General features: G+C 31.6%; 18 protein-coding genes. 7 read left to right on the top strand and 11 right to left on the bottom strand.

Annotation, left to right across the window (positions count from 1 at the left end):
• Positions 1–45 precede the first annotated feature (45 nt).
• Positions 46–1959 (bottom strand): molecular chaperone HtpG, encoded by a 1914-nt coding sequence (htpG, locus tag ACXIHB_RS04325; protein WP_462099002.1) that lies wholly within the window; start codon positions 1957–1959, stop codon positions 46–48.
• 162 nt (positions 1960–2121) lie between these two features.
• On the opposite strand from htpG, the gene ACXIHB_RS04320 reads away from it, so the two are divergent.
• On the top strand, positions 2122–3132 hold the full coding sequence (locus tag ACXIHB_RS04320; RefSeq protein ID WP_047789709.1) for a 3-oxoacyl-ACP synthase III family protein: 1011 nt from the start codon (positions 2122–2124) through the stop codon (positions 3130–3132).
• 58 nt (positions 3133–3190) lie between these two features.
• Here ACXIHB_RS04320 and ACXIHB_RS04315 read toward each other — a convergent pair whose 3' ends face one another.
• Positions 3191–5560: a TonB-dependent receptor gene (locus ACXIHB_RS04315; RefSeq protein ID WP_462099001.1), complete on the bottom strand. Its 2370-nt coding sequence runs from the start codon at positions 5558–5560 to the stop codon at positions 3191–3193.
• Between the two features lie 86 nt (positions 5561–5646).
• Positions 5647–8094, bottom strand: coding sequence for a TonB-dependent receptor domain-containing protein (locus ACXIHB_RS04310; RefSeq protein WP_462099000.1), 2448 nt, complete (start codon positions 8092–8094; stop codon positions 5647–5649).
• A gap of 96 nt (positions 8095–8190) precedes the next feature.
• Between ACXIHB_RS04310 and ACXIHB_RS04305 the strand changes: the two genes are divergently transcribed.
• The gene (locus ACXIHB_RS04305; protein ID WP_047789712.1) at positions 8191–8553 is read left to right on the top strand and encodes a CoA-binding protein; all 363 of its coding nucleotides are present in this window, start codon (positions 8191–8193) and stop codon (positions 8551–8553) included.
• Here the strand turns inward: ACXIHB_RS04305 and ACXIHB_RS04300 are convergent.
• Genes ACXIHB_RS04300 through pyrR form a run of 5 tightly spaced genes read right to left on the bottom strand, consistent with a single transcriptional unit; the run spans position 8550 to position 11700 of the window.
• Complete coding sequence (locus ACXIHB_RS04300) at positions 8550–9491, bottom strand: ribonuclease Z (RefSeq protein ID WP_462098999.1); 942 nt, start codon at positions 9489–9491, stop codon at positions 8550–8552. The two genes, ACXIHB_RS04305 and ACXIHB_RS04300, sit on opposite strands and share 4 nt — an antisense overlap.
• Positions 9492–9812, bottom strand: a complete 321-nt coding sequence (locus ACXIHB_RS04295) for a T9SS type A sorting domain-containing protein (protein WP_073183117.1) — start codon at positions 9810–9812, stop codon at positions 9492–9494.
• A 41-nt stretch (positions 9813–9853) separates the two neighbouring features.
• Positions 9854–10186: a hypothetical protein gene (locus tag ACXIHB_RS04290; protein WP_073183115.1), complete on the bottom strand. Its 333-nt coding sequence runs from the start codon at positions 10184–10186 to the stop codon at positions 9854–9856.
• A 2-nt stretch (positions 10187–10188) separates the two neighbouring features.
• Complete coding sequence (locus ACXIHB_RS04285; RefSeq protein ID WP_099213737.1) at positions 10189–11121, bottom strand: aspartate carbamoyltransferase catalytic subunit; 933 nt, start codon at positions 11119–11121, stop codon at positions 10189–10191.
• Positions 11122–11145: 24 nt separating this feature from the next.
• Positions 11146–11700 carry a bifunctional pyr operon transcriptional regulator/uracil phosphoribosyltransferase PyrR gene (gene pyrR, locus ACXIHB_RS04280; RefSeq protein WP_073183111.1) on the bottom strand — a complete coding sequence of 185 codons (555 nt, stop codon included), beginning with the start codon at positions 11698–11700 and terminating at the stop codon, positions 11146–11148.
• A gap of 147 nt (positions 11701–11847) precedes the next feature.
• Here pyrR and ACXIHB_RS04275 point away from each other — a divergent pair, with 147 nt between their 5' ends.
• Positions 11848–13740 (top strand): SulP family inorganic anion transporter, encoded by a 1893-nt coding sequence (locus ACXIHB_RS04275; protein ID WP_462098998.1) that lies wholly within the window; start codon positions 11848–11850, stop codon positions 13738–13740.
• Between the two features lie 58 nt (positions 13741–13798).
• Here ACXIHB_RS04275 and ACXIHB_RS04270 read toward each other — a convergent pair whose 3' ends face one another.
• Positions 13799–14740, bottom strand: coding sequence for a hydrogen peroxide-inducible genes activator (locus ACXIHB_RS04270; RefSeq protein ID WP_047789720.1), 942 nt, complete (start codon positions 14738–14740; stop codon positions 13799–13801).
• Positions 14741–14856: 116 nt separating this feature from the next.
• Between ACXIHB_RS04270 and ACXIHB_RS04265 the strand changes: the two genes are divergently transcribed.
• The gene (locus ACXIHB_RS04265) at positions 14857–15327 is read left to right on the top strand and encodes a Dps family protein (protein WP_047789721.1); all 471 of its coding nucleotides are present in this window, start codon (positions 14857–14859) and stop codon (positions 15325–15327) included.
• Between the two features lie 85 nt (positions 15328–15412).
• Here the strand turns inward: ACXIHB_RS04265 and ACXIHB_RS04260 are convergent, their stop codons facing one another.
• Both ACXIHB_RS04260 and ACXIHB_RS04255 read right to left on the bottom strand, forming a co-directional pair.
• A complete protein-coding gene (locus tag ACXIHB_RS04260; protein ID WP_159490790.1) occupies positions 15413–16192 on the bottom strand; it encodes a sulfite exporter TauE/SafE family protein in 780 nt (259 codons plus the stop codon).
• 46 nt (positions 16193–16238) lie between these two features.
• Positions 16239–17159 (bottom strand): AraC family transcriptional regulator, encoded by a 921-nt coding sequence (locus ACXIHB_RS04255; RefSeq protein WP_159490792.1) that lies wholly within the window; start codon positions 17157–17159, stop codon positions 16239–16241.
• Between the two features lie 201 nt (positions 17160–17360).
• On the opposite strand from ACXIHB_RS04255, the gene ACXIHB_RS04250 reads away from it, so the two are divergent.
• The 3 genes from ACXIHB_RS04250 (at position 17361) to acs (ending at position 21258) form a co-directional block, all read left to right on the top strand.
• Positions 17361–18860, top strand: coding sequence for an aldehyde dehydrogenase family protein (locus ACXIHB_RS04250; protein WP_167714002.1), 1500 nt, complete (start codon positions 17361–17363; stop codon positions 18858–18860).
• A 56-nt stretch (positions 18861–18916) separates the two neighbouring features.
• Positions 18917–19258: a DUF779 domain-containing protein gene (locus tag ACXIHB_RS04245; RefSeq protein WP_167714001.1), complete on the top strand. Its 342-nt coding sequence runs from the start codon at positions 18917–18919 to the stop codon at positions 19256–19258.
• A 92-nt stretch (positions 19259–19350) separates the two neighbouring features.
• Positions 19351–21258 carry an acetate--CoA ligase gene (gene acs / locus ACXIHB_RS04240; protein WP_462098997.1) on the top strand — a complete coding sequence of 636 codons (1908 nt, stop codon included), beginning with the start codon at positions 19351–19353 and terminating at the stop codon, positions 21256–21258.
• Positions 21259–21263 lie beyond the last annotated feature (5 nt).

The following is a 21263-nucleotide window of genomic DNA, read 5'->3' as shown; positions in this document are numbered from 1 at the left end:
GTTTTCACAAAGAGGTTTTTAAAAATGATCTATGACGATTCGCTATTATTTAATTAGTTCATATGAACGTTTGATAAAATTTGTTAACTCTTCACCATGTAATAGGTTTTGAGATAATTTAGCTAAATCAAATGCTTGTGTAACTAATTGTTTTTGCTTGTCTTCATCAGCATTTAATATTTCCGATACTAACTCGTGATTCGTATTTACTACTAAGTTATACATTTCTGGCATGTTACCCATTCCCATCATTCCACCTCCACCAGTAGCACTCATTTCTTTCATACGACGCATGAATTCTGGTACTGTAATTATGAAAGGAGAAGCACTAGAATCCATAGCTTCTAATTGTACTGTATAACTTGTATTATTTACAGCTCCTTCAATAACAGGTTTTAATTGCTCTTTTTCTTCGTCAGAAAGTTTAGAAATTACTGTATCGTCTTTCTTAATTAAGTTGTCAATATGGTCAGCATCTACACGTTTGAATTGTACTTTGGCATCGCCAGACTCCATTTCTAATTTTTGCATTAAATGCGAAACGATAGGAGAGTCTAACAACAATACTTCATAGCCTTTGGCTTTTGCATCTTCAATATAACTGTGTTGCGCATCTTTATTGGCGGCATATAAAACGATGTGATTTCCATCTTTGTCAGTTTGAGCATCTTTAGTTTTTTCAACTAACTCATCAAACGTAAAGAATTTATCATCAACAGTAGGGTATAAGGCAAACTTCTTTGCTTTGCTAAAGAATTTCTCTTCCGATAACATTCCGTACTCAATAATAACCTTGATGTCGTTCCATTTTTGTTCAAAATCTTCACGGTTATTTTTGAATAAAGAAGAAAGTTTGTCTGCTACTTTTTTAGTGATATATCCAGAAATCTTTTTAACAGCTCCGTCTGCTTGTAAGTATGAACGAGAAACGTTTAATGGGATGTCTGGAGAATCAATTACTCCTTTTAACATTTGTAAGAAATCAGGAACGATTCCTTCTACGTTATCTGTTACAAAAACTTGGTTTTGGTATAATTGAATTTTATCCTTTTGCATATCCAAGTTCTGTGTTAACTTAGGGAAATATAAAATTCCCGTTAAGTTAAATGGATAGTCTACATTTAAGTGAATATGGAATAAAGACTCCTCAAATTGCATTGGATACAACTCACGGTAGAAGTTTTTATAATCTTCATCTTCTAAATCTGCTGGTTTTTTAGTCCATGCAGGTTCAGTATTATTGATGATATCATCAACTTCAATTTGTTTGTGAGGCTCAGTTACTTCTTTACCGTCTTCGTCTTTAGTGGTTTTTGGAGTAAAATCTGGATCATTTATTTTCTTAGTTCCAAATTTAATCGGAACTTGGTTGAAACGATTATATTTTGTTAATAGTCCACGGATTTTACCTTCTTCTAAAAATTCAGTAGAATCTTCAGCAATATGTAATACGATTTCTGTACCTCTGTCAGACTTATCGTGTTCCACTAAAGTATATTCAGGTGAACCATCACATGTCCAGTGAGCAGCTGGCTCGTCTTTGAATGATTTTGTGAAAATTTCTACTTTATCAGCTACCATAAAAGCAGAATAGAAACCTAATCCGAAGTGACCAATAACACCTGTTTCGTTTTTATCGTCTTTGTACTTTTCTAAGAACTCTTCAGCACCAGAAAAAGCGATTTGGTTGATGTATTTTTCAACCTCATCCATTGTCATACCAATTCCTTGATCTTTAATGGTTAGGGTTTTCGCATCTTTATCGATACTTATTTCAATTTTAGCATCGCCTAATTCTGTCTTAGCTTCACCAATTGAAATAAGATGTTTTAATTTAGTTGTAGCATCAGTTCCGTTAGAAATTAACTCACGTAAAAAGATTTCGTGGTCAGAATACAAGAATTTTTTAATCAGAGGAAATATATTTTCAACCGATACATTAATGTTTCCTTTACTCATAAGTATATATTTTAATTGATATTATTTTCTGCAGAATCAATAGTCAAAAAAAATACCAAATAAGAATTAATGACAAGATGGCACTTTTTGTACGAATTATATAAAATTCATACTTTTACAGGCTTTTAATTTGTTAACTACAGAATAATCAACATAAAAAATATGTATAACTCAAAAATTACAGGATTAGGTTATTATGTTCCTGAGAACGTAGTGACTAACGATGACTTGACTCAGTTTATGGAGACGAGTGATGAATGGATTCAGGAAAGAACTGGTATCAAAGAGCGTCGTTGGATAGACCCAAAAACTTCCGATGATTCTACATCAGTAATGGGAGCAAAAGCTGCTAAAATAGCTATTGAGCGTGCGGGATTGACTAAAGATGATATTGATTTTATCATTTTTGCTACGTTGAGTCCTGAATTATATTTTCCAGGAGGTGGAGTACAAATTCAAGATTTATTAGATATGCCTACAATTGGTGCGTTAGATGTACGTAACCAATGTTCTGGTTTTATTTATTCACTTTCTGTTGCTGATCAATTTATCAAAACAGGAATGTATAAAAATGTTTTAGTAATTGGTTCTGAAAATCATTCAGGTGGTTTAGAACGTTCTACACGTGGTCGTGGAGTTACTGTAATTTTTGGAGATGGAGCAGGAGCAGCTGTTTTATCACGTTCGGAAGAGGAAGGAAAAGGGATTTTATCTTCTCACTTACATTCTGAAGGAAAGTTTGCGAAAGAATTAATGCTAGAAGGGCCTTCAACAGGACGTTGGGTTCCTGAAATCATAGAGGCCAATGACCCAGATGATACTTCGTATTATCCATATATGAACGGTCAGTTTGTATTTAAGCATGCAGTCGTTCGTTTTTCAGAAGCTATTATGGAAGGATTACAAGCAAACGGACTGCAAAAGGAAGATATTGATATGTTAATTCCTCATCAAGCGAATTTACGTATTGCACAATTTATTCAAAAGAAGTTCCAGTTATCTGATGACAAGGTGTATAATAATATTATGAAGTATGGTAATACTACTGCTGCTTCGGTTATTATAGCATTGACAGAAGCTTGGGAAAAAGGAAAAATAAATGATGGTGATTTGGTAGTGTTAGCTGCCTTTGGTAGTGGATTTACTTGGGGATCGGTAGTGATTCGTTGGTAATGTTAGACTACCTACTTATAAAATAAATAAATCCGAAGTATTAACTTCGGATTTTTTATTAAAACATACCTCCTTGTGCTTCATTATTATCTCTGTATTTTCTGCCTTTACTTTTGTTTTTTCCACTTCCAAAATTATAGGAAAATCCTAGGTAGACAGAGTTGTACTCTAGTGTATACTTTCCTTTTTGCATAAAAGGGGTGTTAGATGTATAATCAAAATTTACATTATTAAAAATGTCAGTACTTCTTAAGGTAATACTTCCTTTACCGTCAAATAGCTTTAACCTAGCTCCGGCATTAATCATAGTATATGGTTCTATAGAATACTGAATGTTTTTACTTTTACCTCTAAAAATACCTGATAACTGGAAGCTCAGTTTTTTTGAAGCTTTAAAAGAGTTGCTTATACGTCCTTTTACTAAGGTGTTTTTTACCGTTTCAAAGTTACCATTTAAAACACCTTGAGAGTCTTGAATGTATGTTTCAAAAGAAGAATTGAGTGTCCACCATTTTTTTGGCTTAAAACTAGAAGAAAGTTCAATACCATAACTATCTGCATAATCGTAATTGGTAAACGAAGTAATGACTTTGTCTGAATTTTGTTCATCTTGCTGCAATAGTCGACCAATTTTTTCATTTGTTCTTCGATAAAATGTTCCGAATGATATATAACCTTTAGTGATTGTTTTAGTATAATTAAGCTCTAGAGAGTTTGTAAATTGCGGCTGTAAATTAAGGTTTCCTCTTGATATAGTTAGAGGAGAAAACCACTCTTGAATTGGTGTTATCTGATATGCAGAAGGTCTGTCAATTCTCCTACTATAGGCAAGTTGTAACTTATCTTTTTCAGTAAAGCTGTATAGAATTGATAATGAAGGATACCAACTAAAAATATTATTTTTTAAAGTGGTGTTTCCTTGTTCTGTATTCGAAAAAAGAGCATCTAGGTAAAATTGTTCTAATCTTAAACCTGTCTGAATTGAAATTTTTTTGAACTCCTTGTTGAAATTTATATATACTGAATAAATATCTCTATCATAATTTAACGTTGTATTTCCTATAGGTTCAAGAGAAGCAGAATCGTTTATGTTTTCTCTATCGGTAAGTATTAGATTGTAAAAATCTTGCTTTCTAAATTCAAACCCTAATTCTAGTTTTCCTGACTTTATAGGTTTTACATAATCAATGTTTAACAACCAAAGTTTACGAGTGTCTTTAATGTCATTTGTATAATTATATTCTTTTGAACTGGGATTTATAAACTCTTCGTTAGTTGTTTTTTCAGGATTTTTGGTTAGAGAGTGATTAAGTTCAATCTCTAAATTCTGTCCTTTATCATCAAAATTGTAAACATAATCAGCATTATAGGTTTCATTTTTTTGATTGTAATTAGAAAAACTTCTATTGTCAAAAGTCAAAGAATTGTTTTCGGTTACTAGTGTATTCGTTATTAAACTATTGTTATCGAAATTTTGATAAGTGTATATAGATAAAATACTTTTAGCTGTAAGATCTATATCTATTCCAAATTTGATGTTATGATTTTCAGAATTATTTAAAAAGTAAAGGTTTTGAGACAGATTACTGTCTACTCTTGTTAAGTTATTAAAAGTTTCATAATCGCCCCAACTAGTATTATAGTTTAGATAAAAATTAGTAACTCCTGCCTTGTAATTGGTGTTTAAGATTATGTCGGGTTTGGTGTTTCTACTGTGCTTAATACCTGCAATAATACTACCATTAAAACCAATTTTGGTGTTCTTTTTTAGGATTAAGTTGATAATACCACTCATACCTTCAGGAGTGTATTTTGCTGAAGGATTTGTAATTATTTCAACACTTTTTACTGAGTTGGAAGGTATTTGTTTTAATAATTGAGCTGTATTTACGTTGGAAGGTTTTCCATTCACTAAAACTCTAACATTTTCATTTCCTCGTAAACTTATAGTTCCAGAAAGTTGATTAATATCTACAGAAGGAATATTTTCAAGCATTTCTAAAGAGGTGGCTCCAGAAGCTGTTAAGTCATTACCTACATTAATGACTTTTCTGTCAATTTTTTGAATAATAGTTGAAGTTTCTCCTTGTATTTCAACCTCATCTAATTGAGTGGTATTTTCTTCAAGAAAAACTATCCCTATTTTACTATTCTTTTTTAAATCAATTTTCTTTTCAAAAGCTCTGTAACCAATAAATTGAAAAGTTAAAAGTAAATTTTCCTTTGGAAGTTTTTCAATTTTAAAATTCCCTTTTTCATCAGAGATACTACCAGTAAGTATTTTGTCAGAAGTATTTTTACAAGAAATAGTAACGAAGGGTATTGGTTGGTTATTTTTTTTATCTAAAATAGTTCCTGTAACCTGTAGGTTTTGAGCTAGGCTCAAATAAGTACTTAGGAATAAAATTAATATTAGCAATCTTTTCATATATTGAAGGGAATGAAATTCTGCTAAAAATAAAAAAAACGAAGTATTTAACTTCGTTTTTTTTAAATAATTAAAGAAATGTAATGCTACATGAAGCCTCCGCCTCCTTGCTTTTCATTATTATCACGTTGTTTTCTGGCACGAGCTTTGTTTTTTCCTCCACCAAATCTATAGTTAAATCCAATATAAGCAGTTCTACTTTCCCATTTAAAACGTCCATTTTGAACAAAAGGCCTTTCAGAATTAAACTTAAATCTCATATCGTTAAAGATATCATTTACTCTAAGGTTAATATTTCCTTTTCCTTTAAGAATACTATAATTAGCACCAATATTTACCATTTTCATAGGGTCAACATTCCATTGAATGTCTTCTCTTGGACCTCTATACATTGCAAACAATTGTAAACGTAATTTTTTAGATACTGTAAAACTATTACTTATACGAGCATTAAAAATATCTGTTTTGACTTCAATAGTTGGTGAGTACGGGTCGCTTAAATCAGTAGTTCCAAATTGCTTTTGAGAATAATAATCCATACTAGCATTTGCTCTCCACCATTTTGCTATCTTATAACTAGCAGAAAATTCTAAACCGTAAGCATCTGTGTCATCAAAATTAGCAAAAGTTAATATTTGCCTAGTGTTTGTTTCATCTAAAGGATCCATGTAAGTAGCTCTATTAATTACATCAGTGATGTTTCTATAAAAACTTCCTAATGTTATTGAACCACCTTTTATTTTTCTTGTATAATTAAATTCAACTGAGTTTGTAAATTGAGGAACAAGATCAGGATTACCTACAGAAGTAATTAAAGGAGTACTCCATTCTCTAATAGGGTTTACTTGCTGTATTCCTGGTCTATCAACTCTTTTACTATAGCTTAACTGAAATTGATCTGCATCATTAGGATTGTAAGTAAAAAAAGCAGAAGGGTATACGCTGAAAATATCATCAGTAACTTTATCTTTCTTTACATCACCATTTTCATCTAGTCCTGTAAAGTTTCCTTCAATTTTATATTGCTCAAAACGGGCACCTAATTGCATAGATAATTTTCCAAACTGATGACCATAGTTTATATAAGCAGAATAAATATCTCTGTCATAAGTAAAATAAGAATCTCCTACATCTCTATATGTTTTATTTCCATTAATATCTTCTAATACAATTTGTTGGTTTGTTAGGTTTACATTGTCGGTATTATTTACTCGATACTCTAAACCTAACTCAAGTTTACCATTTTTAGAGATAGGGTTTGTATAATCTAAATTTAATAATGTACTTTTTCTATCATTATTAATATCATTGAAATAATCAGGTTGAGTACCTTCTAAGAAGTAATTATTTAAGTAGTTTGGAGCATTGTTTTTAGAATAGTTAGCTTCAAACTCTATGTTATGTCCTTCTTTTTCAAAATCATGTTTATAATTTACATTATAGGTTTGATTATGACTTTCATTGTTTTGAGTATTAGGTGAATGTTCAATTAAATTACCATTATTATCTGTAATTATAGCACGTCCTTTAGCAAAAACATTAAACCAGTTTTGAGTTGTGTAAAGCGAAAGAGTGTTTTTATCATCTAAATAAATGTCTGCTCCAATTTTAAATAAATGTGATTCATCATCATTCTGAAAAATAAAGTCTTGATAATTTTCTCCAGGCCTACTAATGTATCCAAAATTGTAATTATCACCACCTCTAAAGCCATAGTTACCAAAAAAGTTCACTTTTCCTGTTTTGTAATTCATGTTTGTAGAAGCATTGTAACGAACATAATGACCAGCTTCAACTCCAGTATTTATAGAACCATTAAAGCCCATATTGGCATTTTTATTAAGAATTATGTTAATAATACCACTCATTCCTTCAGGGTTGTATTTAGCAGAAGGGTTGGTAATTAACTCAACACTTTTAATAGATGATGAAGGTATTTGTTTTAATAACTCAGAAGCAGGAATGTTGGTAGGTTTACCATCAACTAATACACGTACATTTTCGTTACCACGCAAACTAATGTTACCTGATTGGCTATCAACACTTACAGATTGTACGTTATTTAATAAATCAGAAGCAGTAGCTCCTGCTGAGGTCAAATCTTTACCAACGTTAATAACTTTTCTGTCTACTTTTTGAGTTACAGAAGAAGTTTCTGCTCTAATTTCTACTTCATCTAAAGTAGTGCTATCTTCCTCTAGAGGAATAGTGCCCAAATTAACATTGCTTGATTTACGACTTACAGAAATAGGTTTAGAGAATGTTCTATACCCTATAAACTGAACTTCAACAATACTATTTCCTTCAGGTATATTTTTTATAGAGAATAAGCCATTGTCATCAGTAATTCCACCAGTAATAATTTTTTTGGCAATATCTTTGATTATAATATTTACATAGGGAAGAGGTTGCTTGGTTGCTTGATCGACTACTTTACCAGAAACTACTCCTGGTTTGGGTAGGCTACTTTTAGGCATTTGTGCATAAATACTTGTAGTAAATACAGCTAAAAGTATTAGTAATATGTTTTTCATTTTTGTTGTTTTTGAATTGTTTTGATGCTTAATAGACTCTTTATTACCTAACTTTGTTACTTAACTTAAGAGAGTTTAACGTATTATTAACAGAAAATGAAAAAACGAACTTTGGTACTAGGAGCCTCTTTAAAATCCTCTAGATATTCGAATATAGCTATTAAAAGGCTAAGAGATAATGGAATAGAAACTGTAGCAATTGGTTTACAAAAAGGAATTGTTGCAGATGTAGCTATTAAAACAGAAAATATTTTTTTCGAAAATATTGATACTGTAACTTTATATTTAAATCCAAAGCGACAGGAATCTTATTATGAGTATATAATTAACTTACAACCTCGCAGAGTGATTTTTAACCCTGGAACCGAAAATATTGAGCTTATGGAGTTGTTAAAGGAAAATGGTATTGAGAGTGAAATAGCATGTACTTTGGTACTTCTATCAACAAAGCAGTATTAATTTAAAATTTCAACAGGAAAAGAATTAGTACTATATCGTTTCCCTGCTTCCGCTAATTCAGTATTCTTAAAAACTGTTTGAGCCTCAATTTTAAAATCGTTAATGTTTTTATACCTGCTAGAATAATGCCCAATAATTAATTTGTTTGCATTTGCTTTACTAGCAATAGAAGCTGCTTGTTTTGCAGTAGAATGTTTAGTTTTATCACATAAATCTTCTCTGTCTTTTAAAAATGTAGCTTCGTGGTATAACAAGTCTACATCTTTAATAATAGGGACAATGTCTGGTTTATAGGCAGTGTCACTACAGAAAGCAAAACTTAAAGGTTTAGGAGGATCAATTGTAAGCTCTTCATTAGGAATTACTTCACCCGTAGAGAGTGTAAAGTCTTTACCAGCTTTAATGTTATGAAAGTCACAAGTTTCTATTTCGTTATATTGCTGAATATTCTCAATGTGTAACTTTCTAAGTTTAGGTTTTTCAGTAAATAAAAAACCGTTAGTATACACTCTATGATTTAAAGGAATGGTTCTTACAGAAACTTTATCATCTTCAAAAATGAGCTCACTTTCTTTTGATTCTAATTCGTGAAAAATAATAGGATATTTAGTCCACGATTTTGAAATTTTTAACTGAAGTGTTGTCACTTCTTTTATGCCTTTTGGGCCGTAAATATGTAACTCTTTTTCTCTGTTTAGAATCCCAAAAGTAGCGATGAGTCCAACCAAACCAAAAAAATGATCACCATGCAAATGAGAAATAAAAATATGGTTTATTTTTGAAAAACCAACCTTGTATTTTCGCATTTGGCGTTGTGTACCTTCTCCACAATCAATTAAAAAATGACGATTGTTAATTTCTAAGTATTGAGCGGTAGGGTAGGCATTAGCTCTTGGAGTAGCAGAATGACAACCTAAAACAGTTAAGTGTAAACTCATTTATTTGATTACAAAGCGTTTTGAAATTATTTCTTTATTACTTTGTATTGCATAAATGTACATACCAGACTTTAAATCATTACGTTGAAAAGGGAAAGAGTTACGTCCCTTAACCACTTTAAGCTCTTTATTATAAACAGTTTTACCTAGTACATTTCTAACAGTTAAAATAACTGTTTGACTATGTTTAGCATTAAAGTAAATAGTAGTATTGTTCGTAAAAGGGTTAGGAGATGCTATTAACTTATTAATTGATTTTTCTTGTGAAAAAGCAACAGAAATAGTTAAGAAAAAAGTTATAAAAAGTATTTTTTTTATCATAAATTATCGTTTAGGGGATGGATAATTATTAAAATTAAAGGTTAAAAACCTAAATCACGCTGAATGTTTTCCATTTCTATAACATCTTCTGCTTCAATTAAAGTAGGAACAATGTTAAAAGTTTCAGGAAAATCATCAATAGTAACATCTTTAGATATAACAACAAAAGATGTGCCATTGTTTTGATGTTTTTCTGCGTATTCCAAAAATAGTAAAATATTTTTGTTAGAGGGATTAAATTCTTCTGAAATTACAACAATTAAATTTTTATCTGTAAGGTTTACATGTTCATTTTCAAAGCTTTCAAAGAAGTCAGAAAATGTTCTTTCATCAGAAGTTACTAGGGTGTAATTAGTTTTATCAGTTATATTCATGACTATCTTTTTATTTGTTGTGCTAACAAATAAATAACTGCCATACGAACAGCAACTCCATTTTCTACTTGGTTTAGAATAATTGATTGATCACTGTCGGCAACATCACTTGTTAGTTCTACACCTCTGTTAATAGGTCCTGGGTGCATTATGACAATTTTTTTGCCAAGATTGTCTAAAATTTCTTTGTTGATACCAAAAAGCTGTGTGTATTCTCTAGTTGATGGGAAATATTTTATATCCATACGTTCGTGTTGTACACGTAATACATTAGCAACATCACACCACTCTAAAGCTTTTTTAAGGTTGGTTTCCACTTCAACTCCTAAACTAGAAATGTATCTAGGAATTAACGTACTAGGTCCGCAAACTTTTACTTTAGCTCCTTGTAATTGTAGTGCAAAAATATTTGATAAAGCTACACGTGAGTGTAAGACATCACCAACAATTACAATTTTCTTTCCTTTTAAGTCGCTATTTAAAGCTTCCCGCATAGAAAAACTATCTAATAATGCTTGGGTCGGGTGTTCATGTGTGCCATCTCCAGCATTAATAATCTTAGCATCTACATGGTTTGATAAGAAAATTCCTGCTCCTACATTTGAATGTCGCATCACAACAATATCAACTTTCATCGACAAAATATTGTTAACAGTATCAATTAAAGTTTCTCCTTTTTTTACTGAAGATTGCCCTGCAGAAAAATTAATAACATCAGCAGATAAACGTTTTTCAGCTAATTCAAAAGAAAGCTTTGTACGCGTGCTATTTTCAAAAAATAAATTAGCGATGGTAATATCACGTAACGAAGGAACCTTTTTTATAGGTCGGTTAATGACTTCTTTAAAATGAGCGGCAGTTTCAAAAATAAGCTCAAGGTCATTTTTGTTAAGGTATTTGATTCCTAATAAATGTTCAACACTTAACTGCTTCATTTTAGTTTGTTTTTTTAATCATAACTAATCAAGCTTTGAGGGCTTGGGTTCAAGGTAAATTGTATCTTCTTTATGAGTTTCTTGCCAGTTCACAACTACTTTTTCTTCATTGATGGCATCTACTTGTCTTCCTCTATAATTAGGTTGAATAGGTAAATGACGGCTAAAGCGACGATCTATTAATACTAATAACTCAATATTATCAGGTCTTCCATACGATTGTAGTGCTGTTAAAGCACTTCGAACGCTTCTTCCTGAAAATAATACGTCATCAATAATAACCACCTTTTTTCCTTCAATTAAAAAGTCAATTTGTGTAGAGGTGGCTTCTAATGGTTCTTCTCTTCTGCGAAAATCATCACGATAAAAGGTAATATCTAACAAGCCTAATTTTAGGCCTTTAATTTGATACTCTTCTCTTAATAATTTAGCCAATCGATTAGCTAAATAAGAGCCTCTAGGTTGTAATCCTATTAAAACGGTATTAGAAAAATCGTTGTGATTCTCGATTAACTGACACGCTAATCGATGCAGAATGATTTCAATTTCTTTCGAAGTAAGTAGTGTTTTTCTGCTCATTTGTTGCTACCAAATTGGTTTGATAGTTCAACGTTCAAAATTAAGGCAAAAATTTACGCTGACAAAATTAAACTTAATGAAAGCTAAAACTTGGTCTATAAAATTATCTTTACATTTGCGCATTTTTACAAAAGACTCTTAGAAATTATGATGAAATACATTAAAGGTAAGAAGATTAACATAAAAGATGATTCTTTAGCAGGTATTACGGTATCGTTAGCAATGATACCAGAGGTAGTAGCTTTTGCTTTCGTAGCTCAAATTAGTCCTATTGTAGCTTTGTTTGGAGCTTTCGTGGTAGGGATTGTTTCTGCAATTTTTGGAGGAAGACCTGGTTTAATTTCAGGAGCAGCTGGTGCTGTGGCTGTAATTTTTGTAAACATGATACAAGAAGGACATGCAAAAGGACTGCTGTTTGATACTCCTGTAGAAAATATGGGATACTTTTATTTACTAGCAGCTGTAGTTTTAATGGGAGTTATTCAAGTGTTAGCAGGAGTATTTAAATTAGGGAAATTAGTTCGGTTAATTCCACATCCAGTAATGATGGGATTCGTAAATGGTTTAGCAATAGTTATTTTTATAGCTCAACTAGGAATGTTCAAAGAAAATAAGAAGGACATTTTTGGTCAAAATATGCGTAAAACTGAATCGAAAGAGTTGGTGTATAAAGTTGCAGATAATGAGGTACAAGATCTAGTATCAAGTGCTGCATTGTTTTCAATTAAAGGAAATTCAATTATTAATAATGAAACAAACAAGGAAGTTTTTGTAAAATCAGAAACACAAGTTTTTGATGCAAAAACAAAAAAAGTTGTTTATAATATTGAAAATGGCGGATTTTATTCAGTAAAAGATAGTGGGGTAGTAAAATCTACTTTACAAGGAACAAAGCTATATACTATGGTTGGGTTAGTGTTGTTAACGATGCTAATTATATGGTTGCTTCCAAAATTAACAACAAAAGTACCAGCAGCGTTAACAGCTATTTTAATTGTTACGTTTGTATCTATTTTCGGTGGATTAGAGTCTATAAATGTTGGAGATTTTATTAGAGATGGAGGAGGAGCTGGTTTAAATGGTTTTGATGAAATTTCTAAGAAAATGAATTTAGCAGAACTTTGGAGTAATTTGCCATTTAATTTAGATACATTAAAGTTTATTGCACCGTATGCCTTTTTAGCAGCTTCAGTTGGGTTGATTGAAACGTTAATGACGATGAATTTAGTGGATGAGTTAACAGATTCAAGAGGTGATGGTAATAAAGAATGTGTAGCACAAGGAGCTGGAAATATGTTAAGTGGATTGTTTGGAGGAACTGGTGGTTGTGGTATGATTGGTCAAACAGTAATTAACATTAACGCAGGTGGTAGAGGGCGTTTATCAGGAGTTATGATGGCGGTTACTTTATTAATTTTTATCCTTTTTGCAGATAAATATATTGAGCAAGTACCTATTGCAGCATTAGTAGGAGTAATGTTTATGATGGTTATTGATACGTTCGCATGGTCTAGTTTTAGAATTATGAATAAAATTCCAAAATCGGATGCAATTGTATTAATTATAGTATCTGCGGTAACTGTAATTTTTGATTTAGCAATTGCTGTATTTGTTGGGGTAATTATTTCAGCATTAGTTTTTGCTTGGGAAAATGCAAAAAAAATTAGAGCGAGAAAACGTTTTAAAGAAGATGGAACTAAGATTTACGAAATTTGGGGACCTTTATTCTTCGGAAGTATTACTGCTTTTAACGAAAAGTTTGATATTAAAAATGATCCTGCTAACGTGGAAATTGATTTTGTAGAATCGCGTATTTCAGACCATTCAGCTATTGAAGCTATTTTTATATTAGTAGAAAAATATCAAAAAGCAGGGAAGAAGGTAACCTTAAAACATTTAAGTGAAGATTGTAAGGTATTGTTATATAAAGCAAGTCCGATTTTTGCAGAGGTCATAGAAGAAGCGGTAGATGACCCTCGTTATCATTTAGCAGCAAATCCAGAAGATTTTCCAAAGCCATTATCAGAATATAGTTTTTAAACCATTAAGCGATAAAAAATAAAAAATCCCGCACAATTATGCGGGATTTTTGTTGTTCTTATTTTTTCTGAAGTGGACTTATAATTTCTACATCACTAAAAGCAATAGCGCCTCTAATTACACTGTCAATAGTACTTTTTAAAGCTTCAATCAATTGCATTTTTAATTGCGATTTGTGATAAATCAAGCTAACTTCACGTGCAGGAGATGGTGATTCAAATTCTCTTAAATGAGTTTTGTCTCGTTCATTTAAATCCAGCGTATTTAAATAAGGAAGTAAGGTCATTCCTAATCCGTCTTTAGATAACTTTATTAATGTATCAAAACTTCCACTTTCTAACTGAAAGTGATGTGTAGAGCTTCTTTTATTAGTTCTACAAAGATTAATTACACTGTCTTTAAAACAATGTCCGTCTTCTAACAATAAAATATCATCAACTTCTAAATCATCAACTTTTAATTTCTTTTGTTTAAATAATCGATGTTCACTTGGAACTAAACCTACAAAAGGTTCATAATATAAAACACGCTCTTTTATGGCTTCATTTTCTAATGGAGTAGCAGCAATAGCAGCATCTATATAACCATCCATTAACTTTCTAACAATTTCTTCTGTAGTTAATTCTTCAATAACTAATTGAACTTTAGGGTAGTTCTTACTAAATGTTTTTAAAAACATAGGAAGTAGTGTAGGCATAATTGTAGGGATTATTCCTAATCTAAACTCACCTCCTACATAGCCTTTTTGTTGATGCACAATGTCTATAATGCGATTACTCTCATCAACAATAACTTTGGCTTGCTCTACAATGCGTTTACCAACTTCTGTAAGTTCTATTGGTTTTTTAGAACGATTAAAAATTTTAGCATCTAATTCTTCTTCTAATTTCTGAATTTGCATACTTAACGTTGGTTGCGTGACAAAGCAATGTTCTGCAGCTATGGTGAAGTTTTTATATTCAGCAACGGCTAGTGTATATTTTAATTGTGTTATAGTCATTTCAATAATAATTTTTGATAAAGATATTAAAACAATCGATTACGTTTATAGTAAAACTGTTAAAACTTGCCTTAAATTTGTAATAGAAAAAGTAAAAAACTTAAAATCAAAACAATATGTCAACTACAATTTTAGGATTAGATAAACAAAAAACTGAAAACTTAGTAAAAGAGTTAAATGCCCTACTAGCAAACTTTCAAGTATATTACCAAAATGCAAGAGGTTTACACTGGAATATTAAAGGGAAAAACTTTTTTGAGTTGCATATGAAGTTTGAAGAATTTTATACAGATGCACAAGAAAAAGTAGACTTAATAGCAGAACGTATTTTAACATTACAAGGAACACCATTGCATACTTTTGAAGATTACACTAGTGTATCAAAAGTACCAGTAGGAAAAAATATTTCAAATGATGTTGAAGCAGTAAAATTAATTATTGATTCGTTATCAGAACTATTAAAAATAGAACGTTTAATTCTTGATTTGTCTGATGAAGCAGAAGATGAAGGAACAAACTCAATGATGAGTGACTTTATTGCAGAACAAGAAAAAACATTGTGGATGATGAATGCTTGGTTAGGCTAAGAAATAGTTATCTATGTTTAGGGGATGAAAGAGCAACGTGTTTACGTTGCTTTTTTTATGTAGAAGAAAATAATATGAAAATTGGCTAATATAAATACTTAATTAAAATCCGAATACTTACAAAGGCAATTAGAATAGCGGTTGCTTTTTTCAGTTGTGTGGAATTAAAGAATTGGTTACTCATTCTACTACCAATTTGACCACCAATAAAAACAGTAATTAATAAAATAGAAGTAAGCTTCCAGTCGATAGAAAATTCAGGGTTCACATATTGACCTATCAATCCAGATATAGAATTTACTAAAATAAAAAAGCTTGCTGTAGCAGCTATTTTTTTAGGAGTGTCCCAATTGGTTAAATGAAGTAACGGAGCTAAGAAAATACCACCACCAATTCCAACCATTCCAGAAATAAAACCAATAATTCCGCCATAACCTGCATTTTTTGCTATGTTTAAATCGGTAGTTTTATTGCTGTTGGTAACTACTTTGTTTGAACTCCACATGGTAATAGCAGCAAAAAGTAGTGTGAAACCTAAAAGAATAAAGAAAAAAGTTTGACTTATTCGTAAATAGCCACCCAAAAAAGCCATAGGAATACTAAATAAAGTAAGCGGAATAACCTTTTTCCAATTATATTGTTTTTGTTGCATATAAAGTAAAACATTACCTGTAACAACCATTACATTACAAAGTAATGCTGTAGCTCTTATTTGTGTAAAAAGTAAGCCAGTGAGTGCTAAAACAGCCAAGTAACTGGAACCACCACCAAATCCGACAGAAGAGTATAGAATAGCCACAATAAAAAAGAGTAAGACTATGTACAAATTAGTACTTAAAACATCTAGAAAAAGAGATATCATCATATCAAACAAATGTAGCTATAAAAGTTTTTTTTAAAAAGTTAATGATTTACTCTTTTATAAAAGACTTTTTAAACTGCTGAGGAGTAATCATCTCCATTTTTTTAAATTGTCTGTTAAAATAGCTAATGTTATTAAAACCAGATTTGTAAGCTATTTCAGAGATTCGTAGGTTTTTAGATTGCTTTATAAGTTTTTTAGAAAATTTAATTTTTTCAGAGTTTATGTAGTCAATAGGAGAAATTCCTAAGGTGTTTTTAAACTTTTTATGAAAATGAGATGTACTCATACAAGCCTTCTTAGCTAACAATTCTACAGTAATATCTTTATTTGTGAGGTTGTTTTTTATAAACTTAATAACCATACCAATGCGGGTGTCTGTAAGCGTGCCAGAAGGATCGTTTAAGATAAAAGCTTTAGCCTTCGTTTGTAATAATCTAACAATCAATTCCTGTATCATAAGATCAAGAAGAATGTCTTTAGATTTGTTTTGATCGGTAAACGTATGTACTAAACGTCCAACTAAATGATTAATATCCGTATTATGAACAAGGTGAGAAGAAGTTTCGTTTAATTTCCAATTATTGTTTTCGCGCTCTATAGTAACATTGTGATTAAACTTATCTACTATCTCATCAATCTTATCAGAGTCAATACCTAAAGCCAAACATTGAGTAGGATTATTTTTTTCAGCCAAGGGGAAATCTATAATCATTTCTTTATTAGTTGGCATTACCACAGATTCACCAGGGAAAAAATCAAAAGGTTCCATGCCTTCTAAATGCATTACTTTTTTTCCAGTGAGCATACTTGCAATCACAGGAAAATCAAAAGTCAAAGAAACCTGTTCAGCACTTTTATGAGTCTCAAAAATATTCAACTCAGCATATTCAGCATTATATGTAGTTCTGTTCTCTATTAAAGTAGTAAGTTTTCTACTTTCTTTATGTCGACTTAATAAATGGTTCATAATCAATAGTACAAAAATCTATTTATCCTTTTTTTGAGATAATAGATATGTGTTACAATTTAATAAATACGTTCAACATATTGACTATATGATATTTTAGTTTTACAAAAATTACGAAATACTCATTTTTAATACAGGTTGATTGTAGAAGTGTTATTTCGGGATAGTTAATTTAAGTAAAGAACAAAAATACAAAGTTTTATGAGTTACACGAAACCAAAATTTAAAGACACGTATGCAAATTTTATCAATGGGAAGTTTGTGTCTCCCTTAGGTGGAGAATATTTTGAAAACAAATCTCCAGTTGATAATAGCATCATAGCAAAATATCCAAGATCACAAAAAGAAGATATAGAACTAGCTTTAGATGCAGCCAATGCAGCGAAGGAAAGTTGGGGAAACACTTCAGCAGCAGAACGAGCTTCATTGCTAAATAAAGTAGCAGATATAATTGAAGCAAATTTAGAAGAGTTTGCATTAGTAGAAACCTGTGATAATGGAAAACCAATACGAGAAACATTAAATGCTGATGTTCCTTTGGCAGTAGATCATTGGCGCTATTTTGCGGCTGCCATTAGAGCAGAAGAAGGAAGTGCAACAGAGCTTGATCAAAATACCTTATCAATGAACATTAAAGAACCTTTGGGGGTTGTGGGGCAAATTATTCCTTGGAACTTTCCTCTTTTAATGTTATCGTGGAAGTTGCCACCAGCATTGGCTACAGGTAACTGTGTAATATTAAAACCAGCAGAACAAACTCCGTCATCAGCAACATTGTTAATGGAAAAAATAGCCGATGTTTTTCCTCCAGGAGTTATTAATGTAGTTCATGGTTTTGGTCCAGAAGCAGGAAAACCATTGGCATCAAGCCCAAGAATAGATAAAGTAGCATTTACAGGAGAAACTACTACAGGACAGTTAATAATGCAGTATGCTTCTAAAAACTTAAATCCAGTTACGATGGAGTTAGGAGGTAAGTCTCCAAATATCTTCTTTAATAGTGTAATGGATGAAGATGATGCTTTTTTAGATAAAGCAATTGAAGGAGCGGTGTTATTTGCTTTTAATCAAGGAGAAGTTTGTACCTGTCCTTCACGTATTTTAGTACAAGAAGACATCTATGATAAGTTTATGGAGCGAGTGGTGGCAAGAACAGAAGCAATTGTACAAAAAAGTCCGTATGATGTAAACACAATGGTAGGAGCACAAGCATCAAATGATCAATATGAAAAAATTCAAGCGTATATTAAAATAGGAAAAGAAGAAGGAGCGAAAGTGCTATGTGGAGGAGAAGTTAATACACTAGAAGGAGAGTTAGCAAATGGATTTTATATTAAACCAACTATTTTAGAAGGACACAATAAGATGCGCGTATTTCAAGAGGAAATTTTTGGGCCTGTTGTGTGTGTTACAAAGTTTAAAGACGAAGCTGAAGCGTTAGAAATAGCAAATGATACGATGTACGGATTAGGAGCAGGAGTGTGGACACGAGATGCGCATCAATTGTATCAAATTCCAAGAGCTATTAAAGCAGGAAGAGTTTGGGTAAATTGTTACCATGCTTATCCAGCGCATGCACCATTTGGAGGATATAAAAAATCAGGATTTGGTAGAGAAACCCACTTAATGATGATGGATCACTATCGTCAAACTAAGAACATGTTGATATCGTATGATAAAAACAAGTTAGGGTTCTTTTAGTTGTTTGAAAATACTGAGCTTTTAAAGCTCAGTATTTTATAATTAAAAAATGTAATATGCAAAGAGTAGCAATAACAGATGCAGCAAAAGAAATAGTTGAAAAACTAAAAAAGCAACATGGCGAATTAATTTTTCATCAAAGTGGAGGGTGTTGTGATGGATCATCACCAATGATTTTTCCTAAAGATGAAATGTATTTAGATGAAAGTGATATTCTGTTAGGTGTGTTAGATGAAGTCCCCTTTTATATGAATAAAGATCAATATGAATACTGGAAGCATACGCACTTAACAATTGATGTAACTGAAGGAAGAGGAGCAAGTTTTTCATTAGAAATTCCTTTAGGAGTTCGTTTCATTATACATTCACGTTTATTGCAACAAGAAGATGAAAGTTAGTATATGTTTTAAGAAGAAGAATTAATAAATTGATAAACAATTAAAAATGATTTATTTTAGTAGCTTAAGCTAAAATAAAAAGGAGTATAAGAATGAGTAACTACCACGTAAAAACATTAGAAGAATATTTTCAAGTATATAGAAAGTCCGTTAGAAATCCAGAATTATTTTGGGAAGAAATAGCAGAAGAACACTTTGTTTGGAGGAAAAAATGGGATACCGTTTTGGACTATAATTTTGAGAAAACTGAGTTCAAATGGTTTGAAGGAGCAAAGCTAAATATTACAGAAAACTGTATCGACCGTCATTTGCATATCAGAGGAGATAAAACAGCTATTTTATTTGAGCCCAACAACCCAAAAGAAGAAGCTCAACATATTTCTTATAAAGAACTACACAAACGTGTTTGTAAGTTTGCTAATGTTTTAAAAGACCACGGGATAAAGAAAGGAGATAGAGTTTGTATTTACTTACCAATGATTCCAGAATTAGCTATTTCGGTTTTAGCTTGCGCACGAATCGGAGCAGTACACTCAGTTGTTTTTGCAGGATTTTCATCAACAGCATTAGCTACGAGAATTAATGATTGCGAAGCAAAAATGGTAATTACTTCAGATGGTTCTTATAGAGGAGCAAAAACTATTGATTTAAAGAGTATTGTAGATGAAACATTAGAAGATTGTCCTACTATAGAAAATGTATTAGTTGCTAAAAGAATTAATTCAGATATTCAATTAAAAGAAGGACGAGATAAGTGGTTAGCACCTTTATTAGAAGAAGCTTATCAAGATTGTGTTCCAGAGATTATGGATGCTGAAGATCCATTATTCATTTTATACACTTCTGGTTCAACAGGAAGTCCAAAAGGAATGTTACATACCACAGCTGGTTACATGGTGTACACAGCATATACGTTTAAAAATGTTTTCAATTATAAAGAAAATGATGTGTATTGGTGTACCGCAGATATTGGTTGGATTACAGGGCATAGTTATATTGTATATGGTCCGTTAGCAAACGGAGCAACAACTGTAATGTTTGAAGGAGTTCCTAGCTATCCAGATTTTGGTCGTTTTTGGGAAATTGTAGAGAAGCACAACGTAAATCAATTTTATACAGCGCCCACAGCAATTAGAGCATTAGCAAAAGAGAATTTAGAATTTGTTGATAGCCATAACCTTTCATCAGTAAAAGTGTTAGGAACGGTAGGGGAACCTATAAACGAAGAAGCATGGCACTGGTATAATGATAATGTTGGAAAAAAGAAAAGCCCAATTGTAGATACTTGGTGGCAAACTGAAACTGGTGGAATTATGATTTCTCCTTTACCTTATATCACTCCAACAAAACCAACTTACGCAACGTTGCCCTTACCAGGAATTCAAATAGCATTGATGGATGAAAACGGAAAAGAAGTAAAAGGAAATCAGGTTGACGGAAGATTATGTATAAAATACCCTTGGCCATCTATGGCAAGAACTATATGGGGAAACCATCAGCGTTATAAAGAAACATATTTCTCAGCATTTGATGATATGTATTTTACTGGTGATGGAGCCCTTCGTGATGAGGTAGGCTATTACCGAATTACAGGTAGGGTAGATGATGTAATTATTGTTTCAGGACATAACTTAGGAACTGCACCTATAGAAGATGCAATCAATGAGCATCCTGCAGTAGCAGAAAGCGCTATAGTTGGTTTTCCGCACGAAGTAAAAGGAAACGCTTTATATGGTTATGTGATTTTGAAAGAAACCGGAGAGGTAAGAAATCAAGATAACTTACGTAAAGAGATAAATCAAATTATTACGGAGCATATCGGTCCGATAGCGAAGTTGGATAAAATTCAGTTTACTGAAGGAGTACCTAAAACACGCTCAGGAAAAATTATGCGTCGTATTCTTCGAAAAATTGCACATAATGAATTAGATAATTTAGGAGATGTTTCTACACTCTTAAATCCTGAAGTGGTACAGAATATAATTGATAACAGATTATAAAATAG

It is taken from the genome of Tenacibaculum sp. IMCC1 (genome assembly GCF_054906355.1).
Note: the sequence above shows the minus strand (reverse complement) of the source record. Positions and strands in the feature narration are given on the sequence as shown.

Excerpts from the sequence above, each read along its gene's own strand:
- htpG (WP_462099002.1), bottom strand. The coding sequence starts at position 1,959 with ATGAGTAAAGGAAACATTAATGTATCGGTTGAAAATATATTTCCTCTG.
- ACXIHB_RS04320 (WP_047789709.1), top strand. The coding sequence starts at position 2,122 with ATGTATAACTCAAAAATTACAGGATTAGGTTATTATGTTCCTGAGAAC.
- ACXIHB_RS04315 (WP_462099001.1), bottom strand. The coding sequence starts at position 5,560 with ATGAAAAGATTGCTAATATTAATTTTATTCCTAAGTACTTATTTGAGC.
- ACXIHB_RS04310 (WP_462099000.1), bottom strand. The coding sequence starts at position 8,094 with ATGAAAAACATATTACTAATACTTTTAGCTGTATTTACTACAAGTATT.
- ACXIHB_RS04305 (WP_047789712.1), top strand. The coding sequence starts at position 8,191 with ATGAAAAAACGAACTTTGGTACTAGGAGCCTCTTTAAAATCCTCTAGA.
- ACXIHB_RS04300 (WP_462098999.1), bottom strand. The coding sequence starts at position 9,491 with ATGAGTTTACACTTAACTGTTTTAGGTTGTCATTCTGCTACTCCAAGA.
- ACXIHB_RS04295 (WP_073183117.1), bottom strand. The coding sequence starts at position 9,812 with ATGATAAAAAAAATACTTTTTATAACTTTTTTCTTAACTATTTCTGTT.
- ACXIHB_RS04290 (WP_073183115.1), bottom strand. The coding sequence starts at position 10,186 with ATGAATATAACTGATAAAACTAATTACACCCTAGTAACTTCTGATGAA.
- ACXIHB_RS04285 (WP_099213737.1), bottom strand. The coding sequence starts at position 11,121 with ATGAAGCAGTTAAGTGTTGAACATTTATTAGGAATCAAATACCTTAAC.
- pyrR (WP_073183111.1), bottom strand. The coding sequence starts at position 11,700 with ATGAGCAGAAAAACACTACTTACTTCGAAAGAAATTGAAATCATTCTG.
- ACXIHB_RS04275 (WP_462098998.1), top strand. The coding sequence starts at position 11,848 with ATGATGAAATACATTAAAGGTAAGAAGATTAACATAAAAGATGATTCT.
- ACXIHB_RS04270 (WP_047789720.1), bottom strand. The coding sequence starts at position 14,740 with ATGACTATAACACAATTAAAATATACACTAGCCGTTGCTGAATATAAA.
- ACXIHB_RS04265 (WP_047789721.1), top strand. The coding sequence starts at position 14,857 with ATGTCAACTACAATTTTAGGATTAGATAAACAAAAAACTGAAAACTTA.
- ACXIHB_RS04260 (WP_159490790.1), bottom strand. The coding sequence starts at position 16,192 with ATGATGATATCTCTTTTTCTAGATGTTTTAAGTACTAATTTGTACATA.
- ACXIHB_RS04255 (WP_159490792.1), bottom strand. The coding sequence starts at position 17,159 with ATGAACCATTTATTAAGTCGACATAAAGAAAGTAGAAAACTTACTACT.
- ACXIHB_RS04250 (WP_167714002.1), top strand. The coding sequence starts at position 17,361 with ATGAGTTACACGAAACCAAAATTTAAAGACACGTATGCAAATTTTATC.
- ACXIHB_RS04245 (WP_167714001.1), top strand. The coding sequence starts at position 18,917 with ATGCAAAGAGTAGCAATAACAGATGCAGCAAAAGAAATAGTTGAAAAA.
- acs (WP_462098997.1), top strand. The coding sequence starts at position 19,351 with ATGAGTAACTACCACGTAAAAACATTAGAAGAATATTTTCAAGTATAT.